The sequence below is a fragment of the Myxococcus sp. AM010 genome (assembly GCF_013372585.1).
Classification (GTDB): domain Bacteria; phylum Myxococcota; class Myxococcia; order Myxococcales; family Myxococcaceae; genus Myxococcus; species Myxococcus vastator.
Genome location: NZ_JABXEO010000006.1, coordinates 19,765 through 32,565, shown reverse-complemented (window position 1 = coordinate 32,565; position 12,801 = coordinate 19,765). Strand labels below are relative to the sequence as shown.

At 69.4% G+C, this 12,801-nt stretch carries 7 protein-coding genes; 4 read left to right on the top strand and 3 right to left on the bottom strand.

What is annotated here, in order from left to right:
* The first annotated feature begins 26 nt into the window (after positions 1 to 26).
* A complete protein-coding gene (locus HV826_RS05475) occupies positions 27 to 3,026 on the top strand; it encodes a DEAD/DEAH box helicase (RefSeq protein ID WP_176415945.1) in 3,000 nt (999 codons plus the stop codon).
* Between the two features lie 43 nt (positions 3,027 to 3,069).
* On the opposite strand, the gene HV826_RS05470 is transcribed toward HV826_RS05475, so the two are convergent.
* Together HV826_RS05470 and HV826_RS05465 are read right to left on the bottom strand one after the other, a co-directional pair.
* Positions 3,070 to 4,242: an FHA domain-containing protein gene (locus HV826_RS05470; RefSeq protein ID WP_176415944.1), complete on the bottom strand. Its 1,173-nt coding sequence runs from the start codon at positions 4,240 to 4,242 to the stop codon at positions 3,070 to 3,072.
* Between the two features lie 2 nt (positions 4,243 to 4,244).
* Entirely contained in the window at positions 4,245 to 6,542 is a 2,298-nt protein-coding gene (locus HV826_RS05465) for a thioredoxin domain-containing protein (protein WP_176415943.1), read from the bottom strand.
* A 512-nt stretch (positions 6,543 to 7,054) separates the two neighbouring features.
* Between HV826_RS05465 and HV826_RS05460 the strand changes: the two genes are divergently transcribed.
* The 3 genes from HV826_RS05460 (at position 7,055) to HV826_RS05450 (ending at position 11,853) form a co-directional block, all read left to right on the top strand.
* Positions 7,055 to 8,488, top strand: coding sequence for a serine/threonine-protein kinase (locus HV826_RS05460; protein ID WP_176415942.1), 1,434 nt, complete (start codon positions 7,055 to 7,057; stop codon positions 8,486 to 8,488).
* Positions 8,489 to 8,707: 219 nt separating this feature from the next.
* Positions 8,708 to 10,591, top strand: coding sequence for a S28 family serine protease (locus HV826_RS05455; RefSeq protein WP_176415941.1), 1,884 nt, complete (start codon positions 8,708 to 8,710; stop codon positions 10,589 to 10,591).
* Positions 10,592 to 10,827: 236 nt separating this feature from the next.
* Complete coding sequence (locus HV826_RS05450; protein WP_176415940.1) at positions 10,828 to 11,853, top strand: phosphagen kinase; 1,026 nt, start codon at positions 10,828 to 10,830, stop codon at positions 11,851 to 11,853.
* Positions 11,854 to 11,880: 27 nt separating this feature from the next.
* Here the strand turns inward: HV826_RS05450 and HV826_RS05445 are convergent, their stop codons facing one another.
* Positions 11,881 to 12,792 carry a glycine betaine ABC transporter substrate-binding protein gene (locus tag HV826_RS05445; protein ID WP_255208039.1) on the bottom strand — a complete coding sequence of 304 codons (912 nt, stop codon included), beginning with the start codon at positions 12,790 to 12,792 and terminating at the stop codon, positions 11,881 to 11,883.
* Between the last annotated feature and the right edge of the window lie 9 nt (positions 12,793 to 12,801).

The following is a 12,801-nucleotide window of genomic DNA, read 5'->3' as shown; positions in this document are numbered from 1 at the left end:
CATGGGGATAGGGAAGCAGGCCTCGTATGTCTGCGACCGCGGAGCTGCTCGATGCCGTCCGGGAGGAAGCGCGCCCGGACACCTGGTCTGCCGGCACGGGGCTCGCTCGCGCGGGCGCCGTCTCGGTGCAGTCCGTGGATGAGGAAGAGGCCGTGCTGCGGGTGCGCATCCCCAGCCGGCCCACCCCCGTGAAGACGGTGCTCTACCTGGATGAAGCCATCTGGGAGTGCGACTGCCGCGGCCGGGTGGACCCCTGCGAGCACGTCGTCGCGGCGGCGCTGATTCTCCACCAGCACGCCACGGCACGGCGAGCCCCCGCGCAGCGCCCGGGCGCGAACGCCGTCACCAGGCCCGGCGCACCCGCGGCTGGCGCGCCGAAGCCGGAGCGCATGGTGTACCGGTTCAAGCGCGTGGACGGCGGGCTCCAGTTGGAGCGGCTGGTGGTGCGCCCGGACAACACCGCGCGACTGCTGGCGCGCAGCCTGGCCTCGCTGCTCACCAACCCCGTGGAGGCCGCTCGCATCCAGACGCAGCCGTGCGACTTGCTCGCGGACAAGCTGCTGCTGAAGCCCACCCGGGGCGCCCTGCCGCCCGAGCGGCTCAACGCGCTGCTGCGCGTCCTGGAGCCCGCGCGCACCGTGCTCTTCGACGGCGTGTTGGTATCGGTGACGAGCGAGCCCCTCATGCCCCGCGTCACCGTGGAGGACCGCGGTGAGAACACGGTGCTCAAGGTGGAGAAGGACCCGCGCGTCACCGAGGTGGTGAGCCCCGGCCTCGCGCTGTGCAGCGGGACGCTCTGTCCCCTGGGGGAACAGACCCTCACGGGGCCCTGGTTGGAGAAGCTGCCGCAAGAGCGCGCCTTCGCCCCCCACCAGATGGGAGATTTGACGGGGAAGGTGCTGCCGGACCTCGCGCGGCGCATGCCGGTGGACGTGCGCAGCCAGCGGTTGCCGCCCATCGACCGCACACTGAAGCCTCGCATCTCCCTGGAGCTGAACCAGCTCGACGCGGGCCTCTCGGTGCTGCCGACGCTGGTGTATGGCTCGCCGCCTACCGTGCGTATCGACAGTGGACGCATGGTGTACCTGAAGGGCGCCGCGCCCGTGCGCAACGAAGCCGCCGAGCAGCTGCTCATCCACCAGCTCCGCGACGAGCTGAACATGGCGCCCGGGCGGCGCGTCACGGTGCAGGGCAAGGAGGCCGTCCAGCTCGCCGACAAGCTGCGGCGCTGGCGCGGGGGCCTCACGGGGGATGGCGCGGCGGTGGTGACGAACCCGAACGTGCAGCTGCGCCCGGTGCTGAAGGTGGACACGGGCGCTGGCGCCGAGGGCGTACCGCACGTGGGCTTCTCGTTCGACTTCCAGGTGGAGGGGGAGGACCGGGAGTCACCTCGCACGGTGGATGCGGCGGCGGTCATGCGCGCCTGGGAAGAAGGAATCGGGCTGGTGCCGCTGGAGGGCGGCGGCTGGGCGCCCCTGCCCGCGGAGTGGCTGAAGTCCCATGGCCAGCGCGTGGCGGACCTGCTGTCCGCGCGAGGCCGGGATGGCCGGCTCGCCAACCACGCCATTCCGCAGCTCACGGGCCTGTGTGAAGCGCTGGAGCACCCCTCCCCGCCGGGCCTGGAGCGGCTGGCGCCCCTGGTGAAGGGCTTCGAGAAGCTGCCCGAGCCGCAACTGCCGGAAGACCTCACGGCGACGCTGCGCGCGTATCAGCTCCAGGGCGTGAGCTGGCTCACCTTCCTGCGACAGGCGGGGCTGGGCGGCGTGCTCGCGGACGACATGGGCCTGGGCAAGACGCTGCAGACCCTCTGCGCGCTGGGCCCAGGCACCCTGGTGGTGGCGCCCACGAGCGTGCTGCCCAACTGGGAGGCGGAGGTGAAGCGCTTCCGTCCCTCGCTGAAGGTCTCCGTGTACCACGGCCCCGGACGCGCGCTGGATGAGGCGGCCGACGTGACGCTGACGACGTATGCCCTGATGCGCCTGGACGCGGAGGTCCTGGGCGCGAAGCAGTGGAGCACCGTCGTGCTGGACGAAGCCCAGGCCATCAAGAATCCAGACAGCCAGGTGGCGCGGGCCGCCTATGGCTTGCAGGCGGACTTCAAGCTGGCGCTGAGCGGCACGCCCATCGAGAACCGGCTGGAGGAGCTCTGGAGCCTGATGCACTTCACCAACCAGGGTTTGCTCGGCGGACGGAAGGACTTCGAGGAGCGCTGGGCGCGGCCCGTGGCGGACAACCACAAGGGCGCGGCGGAGCGGCTGCGGGCGCGCATCCGGCCCTTCATCCTGCGCAGGCTCAAGCGGGACGTGGCGCCGGAGCTGCCGCCCCGGACGGACGCCGTGCGCCACGTGACGCTCACGGAGCGGGAGCGCGCCGTCTACGACGCCGTCTACGCGGCGACGCGCGAGGAGGTGGTGTCACAGCTCGAAGCGGGCGGCAGCGTGTTGAAGGCGTTGGAAGCCCTGTTGCGGCTGCGGCAGGCGGCGTGCCATCCGGCGCTCGTTCCGGGCCAACAGGCCAAGACTTCGTCCAAAGTGCAGGCCCTGGTGGAGGCGCTGGGCACGGCGGTGGAGGACGGGCACAAGGCGCTCGTCTTCTCACAGTGGACGTCGATGCTGGACCTCATCGAGCCCGCGCTCCAGGAAGCGGGCATCGGCTTCATCCGGTTGGACGGCAGCACGGCCAACCGGGGCGCGGTGGCGGCGTCCTTCCAGGACCCGAAGGGCCCACCGGTGATGTTGATTTCCCTCAAGGCGGGAGCGACGGGGCTCAACCTCACGGCGGCGGACCACGTCTTCCTCGTGGACCCATGGTGGAACCCGTCCGTGGAAGCCCAGGCCGCGGACCGCGCGCACCGCATCGGGCAGCAGCGGCCCGTCATGGTGTACCGGCTGGTGTCTCAAGGAACGGTCGAGGAGAAGATCCTCACGCTTCAGGCGAAGAAGCGGGAGCTGTTCGAGGCCGCGCTCGGTGGCGGCTCCGGGGCCACCGCGATGACGCGTGCGGACCTGATGCAACTCCTTGCGTAGCCGTCTCCGCGCCGCGCAATGCACGCCGCAACTCCCGTGGAAATCAACTGCCCACAGGACGCATCGTGAAGGAAACAGCCTCCGTACCGAGCATGTACTCATCCCCGTCCGAGACCTGCTGCCGGGTGATGCGCTCGTTGTTGAACCAGGTTCCATTCGAAGAGTTCAGGTCTTCGATGAAGACCTCGTCCCCCACCCGCGTCACGACAGCGTGCTCACGCGAGACACGCTCCGATTTCACGACAAGGCTGCAACGAGGGCCTCGGCCAATCGTGAAGCGCTCCGTGGAGACGGCCACCGGCGTGCCTTGCGCCCACCGGACGAAGACCTCCAGCGGCGCGGGAGCCTTCACGATGTTGGTGGTCTCCGCCGACTGGTCCTCCAGAATCGTCGCGGCTTCGCCAAGCGGCCGGAGCTTCGGTACAGGACGCGCCACCAGTGGACGTGCCGCAATCGGCGTCGCGACGGGGGCCTCTGCCTGAGCAGCCTCCGCGGGCTCCTCCACGATGCCCAGTGCCGCAAGCTCCTCGGCAATGTCGTCACTGGACACGTCCCCCTTCACGCCGCTGCTCGCCGGTGCCTCGGCCTCATCGTTCGCAGCTTCTTCGGACTCCGAATCGTCTGAGTCTTCGGCGGACTCATCGCCTCCCGAGTCCTCAACCGACTCCTCATCATCGGCTTCGTCGGACTCCTCATCGTCGGCGTCATCGGACTCCTCGGCATCAGAGTCGTCGGCCTCCTCATCATTGGAGTCGTCCGATTGGGCGGCCAGCCCCTCTGACGGCTGCACGGAGGCCTCGACCTCCGCGAGAATCTCCTGCATCCGCGCGAGCACCAGCTCGGTCGAGTTCACCTGCGCCACGGACAGAGGAACCGGGGTGACGCCAGGAGGCTCCGTCGCGGGCTCCTCCGTCACGTCGTCCGCAGAGAAGGCGCCTACGGACAGAGCAGCCGCGGCCGGGACAGCCGGAGGCGAGCCCCCGCTCGGAGCCTCCACCACGGGACGCGCCGCCACGGGTGCAGCGGCCTGGGCCACGGGCGCCACCACCCCGCCCAGCGACACCACGGAGGGGGACACGTAGCCGTTCTGGCGCGCGAGTTGGAACAGGGCCTGCGCCACCAGCGCATCCCGGTCCACCCCCATGTCGCGGCTCATCAACTCCAGCGCCCGCCACAGGGGCTCGGCGACTTCAATCGTCTGACGAATCCGCTTCATGACTACCCCCTCAGATTGTTCTGCCACGGCGACACATGGTTCGCGTCGGTCAGCCAGAAGAACATCGCCTGCGTCTCCGCGTACTGCTCTTCGGCAATCCCCGCCAGGTTGGGATGCAGCTCCTGGAGGGCAACTCCTTCGAAATCAAACGTCGGCAGGTCCGGGTCGATGCGACCTTGGGTCCGCCGATTGCGGCACTGCCACAGCCGCTGCGTGGCCTGCCCCGCCGCGTGACCGAAGTCCGCCGGAGGCGTCAGCGCATCCGGCATCCGAAGCGCATCCTCCCCGCACGCCCACAAGAGCCAGGTCAGCGCGCTCCAGTCCCCACGGACCGCTCGGGACAGGGCCGGCAGCCCCAGCCCCTTCAAGGACAGCGTCTCGTCGATATCCACCGAGTCACCTTCCGCATCCTCGACCTCCGTCTGCTCCAGCTCGACGGGCCCGTCCGGCAGCAGGGCCGACACATCGGGCGGCAGCCAGGGCACGTTCGCGCCGGGCTTGAAGCGGGAGAGAATCTCCGCGCGCAGCAACTGGAGCCGCGTGGCGTACTTGCGGACCACCGCCTGCACCGCGTCCAGGTCCTTCGTGGGCCCGTCGGGGACCTCGTCGAACGTGCAGTGAACAGGCTCACGCCCCGGCCAGAACTCGAAGCGCGGGAACAGCACCCGCCCATAGGCCGAGAGGAACTTCCACGAATCCGGCTCCGACGGCGCCAGCGCCTCCGCGTCCTTCCGCATCTGCTCGCCCAGCCCCAGGTTCGCCAGGATGAGGCTCCGGGTGAACAGGTACGCCGAGCGCTCCGGCGCGAGCAGCATCGCGGCCAGGATGAAGTCCAACGCCGCCCGGGGCCGGTCCTGCTGGTCGTGGAGCACCGCGAAGCCCCGAAGCAACGTCGCTGCCTCCGCGCCACGCATCAACGCATCCGCCAGCGCCGCCCGCTCATCCCCCGCGCTGTTCATCACACCTTCGGCATGCTCGCGAGCGCTCGCCTCCGCGCGAGGCAGGGTGAGCGCCTCCAGCCACGCCTTCAGCGTGCCCGCATCCAGCGACACGGCGCTCGCACGCGCCATGGCCAGCAGCGCCTCCCGGTACCGCCGGTCCGCCCGAGCCTGCTCGGCGAACGCGCGCCACGCGTCAGCGCTCCTTGGCAGGTTCGAGAACACCTCCGAGGCATCCAGTGTCTCGTGGTCCTGGACAACGCCCAGGTCCCGGGTGGCGACGGCGTTGCCCTCCGCATCCAGCAGCTTCCACGTGCCGCACGCGAAGTCGTCCTCCATCTCCCCTTCGTCGAACCGCACCCGAGCGTCCGCGTACTCGTCCACGGCGCGGGAGTGGTAGCGCCCTTGCCGGCTGCCCTCGCGGAATTCACCCTCCCAGAGGAGCTGTCCCTCCCGGTCCCAGAACCGGCACAGCCCGTGGCGCTCGCCGTCCGCGTTGAGCGACACGGACGCCCACTGGTCCTGGTCCTCTCGGTACTCGGCCTTCTCCGGGAGGTTCGCGGGCCGCGTGGGGTACGGCACGCCGGTGGAGGGCACCACGCGCTCACCGGCGCCGTTGTAGTGCAGCACCTGCGTCACGCGGCCGTGCGCGTAGACCATCACCGTGCGGCGGACGTTCTCGCTAAGGCCAATCTCATGCATCCGCTCGGTGGTGAACTGGTCGGACGCGTACCAGGTGCGCGGGCCGTGCAGGTTGCCCTGCTCGAAGGCCCCGTCCTGGGACACCTCCCCGCTCTCATGAAAGCGCTTGAAGGGCCCGTGGGGCTTGCCGTGGACGAAGATGCACTCGTTGCAGAGGGTTCCGTCGGCGCGCCAGTACTTCCAGGGGCCGTGCTTCTCACCCTCCTCGTCAGTGTCGCCGAAGCACCACTCCTTGTCGCCGTCGTCCCATTCCGCGTGGGGCGGGATGCCAGGCGGCGGCGTCCCCTCCTCCGTCAGCTTGCGGTTCGCGGCCCGCTGCTGCTCGACGGCCAGGTCCACGGAGTCCAGCATGCTCAGCCAGGTCGCGAACGCCGAAGCCGACATGGCACCCGAGGCGCGCCGGACCTCGACGCCATCCTTGAAGGCCACCAGCGTGGGAATGGAGCGAATCTCCAGCCGGCCGGAGACCTCCTCCTGCGCCTCCGTATCGAGCTTGCCGAAGGTGATGTTCGGGAACTCCTTCGCGGCGGCCTCGAAGGTCGGCGCGAAGCCACGGCAGGGGCCACACCACTCCGCCCAGAAGTCCACCACGCACACCCCCGCCTCCTGGGTGATGCGCTCGAAGTTCTCCTGGGTCAATTCAACGGTCTGTCCCGCCACGGCGACTCCCTTGCGAGGTGCGTGGGGCGATAGAAGTGAGTGGGAGCCCTCACGTCAACGGCGCAGTTCAAGAACGGCTCGCGCGACGCCTGAACACCGCCAAGCCCGGGAATTCACACGTGAATCCCGTCTCAGAAAACGAAAAAGCCCAGGCCTTGAGAAGAGCGCGCCCACGGAATACGGCCTCAGCCCCACGGGGCGAGGAGCACCGCCAGAAGACTCGGTGGATGCAAGCCGACGACGCGCCCTACGTCCTCTTCCGGCGCGCGCCCCAGGTCCTGACGACGGAGGTCGTCGGGAAGAGGCTGCGTCCCTGGCTTGATGGGGTCCGTCCCACCTGGGAGAGGTCACCATGACCCCGGGTGAAACAGCTCCGCGAAACTCCTGAAACAATTACAATCCCGGCAGGTCCCTGAGCGAAGGGCCTTCCGCGAATTCAACAGCGGCTGCATCCGTCATCGGGAGGATCGACGCCAACGTTCTTCATCAGGCTCGGGTATACACGTTGCGGCATGAGTCGCTCATCCTTGGTCGAAACAGTGCTGGGGCAGCAGTATCGAGTGCTCCGGCGGATTGGCGTGGGGGGGATGGGCACCGTCTACGAGGCGGAGCAACTCAACGGAGGCCGCACCGTGGCCGTCAAGGTGCTCCGGCAGCACCTCCTTGGCGAGCCGGCCGTGCATGCGCGATTCCGCCGCGAGGCCCAGGCCACCGCGGGCTTGAATCACCCGAACATCGTCGAGGTGATGGACTTCCACGACGCCCCGGATGAGCCACCCTTCCTGGTGATGGAGCTGCTGCAGGGCCAGACGCTGAAGTCGCTGATGAAGAAGGAAGGCCCCCTGCCCATGGAACGCGCGGCGGCCATTGCCCACCAGGTGGCGACCGCGCTGGTGGCGGCGCATCAGGCCGGCGTCATCCACCGCGACATCAAGCCCGACAACATCTTCCTGGTCGACACGGGGACCGAGGCCCTCCAGGTGAAGCTGCTGGACTTCGGCGTCGCGCGGCTCATGCATGAAGACGACGCCACCGCGCTGGGCACGGAGTCCGGCGCCTGGGTTGGCACGCCGTCGTACATGGCCCCGGAGCAGATCCGCTGCCGCCCTGTCGACGGACGCGCGGACATCTACTCGCTGGGCGCCTGCCTGTATCACATGGTGACTGGACAGCGGCCCATCGACGTGGCGGACAACGTGGCCCTGCTCTCCGCCGTGCTCCACAATGTGCCCGCCCCGCTCAGCGGCGTGCGCACGGACGTGCCGGATGGCTTCTCCCAGGTGGTGGAGCGCACGCTGCAGAAGGACCCGGCCGCGCGCTACGCGGACTCCCATGAGCTGGCCCAGGCGCTCGAGCCTTGGATTCGCGCCGCCCCCCCGGAGCCCGCGAACCCAGCACCGGTGCCCCCAACGCCTGTCGCGGCGGAACACGTCGCCACACCGCACACGCCCGGACCGCAGCACGCCTTCGTCGCGGGGGAACACGTCCCCCCGCCGCACCCGCGCTCCCGCCTGCAGACCATCCTCATGGTCACCAGCGCGCTGGCGGTGGGCCTCGCCGCGACGGGAGGGCTCGTTCTGACGGCCTCCGGGATGACGCCCGCGGAGGAGCTCGCCCGCCTCCAGGTCGTCGAGTTGCCCCGCCTGACGGTGAACGGCGCCGCCGCGCCCCGCGGATACAGTGACGGCTGGGTCGCCGAGTCCATCGAAGGGCGCATGCCCGCGCTCGACAGCTGCTACGCGCGAAACGGCGAGGACGCCGCGTGCCGTCAGGACACCTACGCCCTGGTCTACTCCCCCGATGGCGTCGTCCTCGGGGCACGCATGCAACCGCCCCAGCCCATCCCGCTCGCGCGGTGCATCAACAAGGTGCTCCGAGGGCTCGCCCTGGGCAAGCCACGCGAAGCCATCGCCGGCACCGCCACGGTCCTGCTCAGGCGGGAGTAATCCCTCCCAAGAAAATCCGAACCTCAACGCCGCGAGCGCGCCCGGCGTGAAGCAAGCGCCTCTGCGAGCGAGAAGGCAGACAACGCTTCGCCTGGAAATCTCCAGCGAAACGCGGGAGCTGGCGCCCGCACCATGACGAGATACGGCGACGGCAGACCGATGCGCTAGTGTCTCGCGGCAATTGCAGCCACGGCACCGCGTCCATCGACAGAGGGGTTCATGCTCAGTTCAAGAAGGTCGTCCCACTCCATCCTGCTTCTAGTCCCGCTGCTGCTGGCCCTGACCCAGACGGCCTGTGGCGACGACACGCCCGAGCCCAGCCAGGACGCAGGCATCCAGACGCCCGATGCTGGCAGGGACGACGCGGGGCCTTCCCCGGACGACGCAGGCACCGACGATGCCGGCACGGAGCCGGACGACGCGGGCACCGATGACGCAGGCACCGACGATGCCGGCACGGAGCCGGACGACGCGGGCACCGAGCCAGACGACGCGGGCACCGAGCCAGACGACGCGGGCACCGACGATGCTGGCACCGAGCCAGACGACGCGGGCACAGACGATGCCGGCACGGAGCCGGACGACGCGGGCACCGATGATGCCGGCACCGAGCCGGACGACGCGGGCACGGGTGAGGAGGACGGGGGCTCGGACCCGACGGACGGGGGCAGCGGTGACGGAGGCACGGAGCCACCGGAGTGCCCGTTCGGGCCACCGGATGGCGGTGTCTCGAACCCGGGCGACCCGACCGTCGTCCAGGACCCGACCGCGGACATCCTGGACCGGCTGCGGGCCATTCCCGGCCTCACCGTCGCGGAGAACCCCAACGGCGTCACGGTCCCCGCGGGTCACCGCTTCTTCGTCATGGAGTACGACCAGCCCGCTGACCACGCACGCCCCGAGTGCCAGCGCTTCAAGCAGCGGTTGGTCCTGCTGCACCGCTCCGTCACCGCGCCCGTGGTCTTCTACACGAGCGGCTACTACGTCTCCCTGAGCGCGGGCCGCCGCGAGCTGACGACGTTGCTGGCCGCCAACCAGCTCTCCATCGAGCACCGCTTCTTCCTGCCCAGCCGTCCGGAGCCCGCGGATTGGAGCCAGCTCACCATCAAGCAGTCGGCGGACGACTTCCACCGGGTCGCCCAGGCCCTCAAGCCAATCTATTCCGCGTCCTGGGTGTCCACGGGCGTCAGCAAGGGCGGAGAGACCATGGTGTTCTACCGCCGGTTCCACCCCGAGGACGTGGACGCGACGGTGGCCTATGTGGCGCCGCTCGTGCTCGGCGAAGATGCGCGCTTCCCCGACTTCCAGGCCACCGTGGGCGGCCCGGAGCTGGCGTGGTGCCGCGAGCAACTCCACACCTTCCAGCGCGCCGCGCTGAACCGCCGCGAGGAGTTGGTGACGCTGCTCCGTACCTACGCCGCGAACCGGGGCCTCACCTACAACCAGCTCGGCTTCGAGCGGGCCCTGGAGCACGCCGTCATCGAGACTTACTTCGCCTTCTGGCAGTACTCCGTCCCCCAGTACTGCGACGCGTTCCCGGATGGCACGGCGTCGAGTGAGCACCTGCTGGAGATGATTGACTGGGCGGTGGGCCTCGCCACGTTCTCCGACAACGGCAGCTCCGGCATCACCCCGTATTACCCCTACTACTACCAGGCGAGCCTGGAGCTGGGCTGGCCCAAGCCCTACGAGGCGCACCTGGGCGACCTCATCCAGTACCCCGGCACCAACATCGCGCCGGTGTACTCGACGCCCGGCGTGCCCGCCGTGCTCCGGCCCCAGGCCATGCAGGACATCGAGGCCTGGCTCGTGGCGCATGGCCAGCGGGTGATGTTCATCTATGGCGACCTGGACCCGTGGACGGCGGCGGCGTTCCCGCTCGGCAACGCCCAGGACTCCTTCGTGTTCACCGTTCCGGGCGGCAACCACGGAAGCGCCATCAACCAGCTCCCCACCACCCTGCGGGTCCAGGCCCAGGACATCGTGCGGCGCTGGGCAGGCGTCCCATCACTGAAGCACGCCCCGGTGCCGCTCCCGGAGGCAGACACCGTCGAGTTTGGCCCCCACCTGCCGCCCCGGCTGCAACAACCCCCGGCCCGGTAGCCCGCGGCGAACGCCCCTCACTGGAAGCAGCCCTTCCGGCGAGGGGCTGAACCCATCCAAGCGGCCCCAGGGGCCGGCACCGCCCTGGTGTCCGGCGCGCTGACGCTGACGTGTCATCTCTCCGGCTGACGTGTCAGCGTCGCGTGTCACGCGGCGCCGCCATTGCCAAACATCGGAAATCACATCCATGTGAGCAGCAACCGCCGTGGCATGTGTCGTGCTCAAGCCGCGGAGCGATGCTGCTCCACAAGCACCTCACCCCCGAGCTGAAGTCCCGGCTCGACATGCTGACGACAGGCAACGGCTGGACGCTCCGGAAGGCCATCCAGAGTGGCCTGGACCACGAGGACTCCCAGATGGGGGTCTACGCGGGTGACAGCGAGTCCTACGCGCTCTTCTCCCCGCTGCTGCATCCCATCATCCGGGACCACTGTGGCCATGACCTGAGCGGACACACGAGTGACTTCTCACTCGACGGGCTGCCCCAGGACGACCTGGACCCCACGGGCGAGTTCATCCTCTCCACGCGGGTCCGCGTCGGACGGAACCTGGCCCGGTACGCCTTTCCTCCAGCCATTGGCGCCAGGGACAGGGCCGCGCTGGAAGCAGAGGTCGTCCAGGTCCTCTCCGGCCTGAAGGGCAGCCTCGCGGGCGACTACTACCCGCTGGCCCGCCTCTCCGAGGCGGAGCGGCGGGAGCTGGTGCACCACCACGTCCTGTTCCAGCAGTCGGACCGCTTCCTGGACAGCGCGGGCGTCAACCGCGACTGGCCACGCAACCGCGGCATCTTCCACTCCGCGGACCTGCGCTTCATCGTCTGGGTCGGGGAGGAAGACGCCCTGCGCATCATCAGCATGCAGCCCGGCGCGGGGCTGGCGCAGACCTTCCTGCGGCTCCAGACAGCGCTCGAGCAGCTCGACGGGCAGCTCGACTTCGCGCGGGACTCACGGCTGGGCTTCCTCACGGCGTGCCCCACCAACCTGGGCACCGCCATGCGCGCCTCCGTCCTCATCCGCCTGCCCCGCCTGTCACGGCGGCCGGACTTCCGCGCGCGGTGCGCCCGCCTGGGGCTCGCGGTGCGGGGCCTGCACGGCGAACACTCCGAAGCGCATGAAGGCATCCATGACGTCTCCAATGCCGTCCGGCTGGGCGTCACCGAGCGGGACATCTACCAGCGGCTTCGGACGGGCCTCCACGCGCTCATGGAGCTGGAGTCCGCGGCGCGCAAGCGCGGACACCCGGGCGCGGCGTCCGGGAGCTGAGCGCCCCCGGAGCGCCTCGCTTCACGCTCAGGACTTGGGAATCCAGCCGTCCACGAGCGCCTGGTTCTTCTTCACCCACTCCCGGACGGCCTTCTCCGGCGTGTTCTCTGCTTCGGCGACGGCGCCCATCAGGCTGCCGAGCTGCTGGTCATTCAGCTTGAAGTTGCGCAGCAGCGTCGCGACCTCGGGCAGGTCCTGCTCCAGGCCCACGCGGGTGAGCGTGTGGATGGACTCCTTGGCGCCGTAGACGCCCTTCGGGTCCTCCAGGAACTTCAGGTCCCAGCGCGCGAACTTCCAGTGCGGCTTCCAACCCGTGACGACCACGGGGCGCTTCTTGGCGATGGCGTCCTTGAGCTCCGCGGTCATCGCCGGGCCGCTGGAGGGCACCAGCTTCAGGTCCAGCTTGTACTCCGCGATGGCCTTCTCCGTCGTCGTCATGATGCCCGCGCCGGAGTCGATGCCCACGATGGACTGGTTGAAGTCCTTCGCCTTGCCGTTGAGCTGCTCGATGCTGGTGATGTCCAGGTCCGCCGGGACGACCAGGCCAATCTGGGCGCCCTCGTAGGTGGTGCTCAGGTCCACCACCTTGCCCTTGAAGCGCTCCATGTAGCTCTGGTGGGTGAGGGGCAGCCAGCTATCCAGGAAGATGTCCGCGTCGCCGTTGGCGAGCGAGGCGAACACCGGGGCGACGTCCGCCATGGTGGTCGTCACCTCGTAGCCCATGCGGTCCTCCAGGATGGCCTGGACCAGGTTCGTCATGGCCACGCATTCAGCCCAGTTCACGTACACCAGCCGGACCACGGGCTTCTTCGCGGGGGCGGGCGCCTGGGTGTCACTGGCGGCGGGCGCCTTGTTCTCCTCCTTGCATCCGGGGGCGACGAGCAGCCCCGCCACGGCCGTGAGCAGCAGGGGCAGGCGGGAGAGAGAGGAAGTCTGCATGGGACGGGT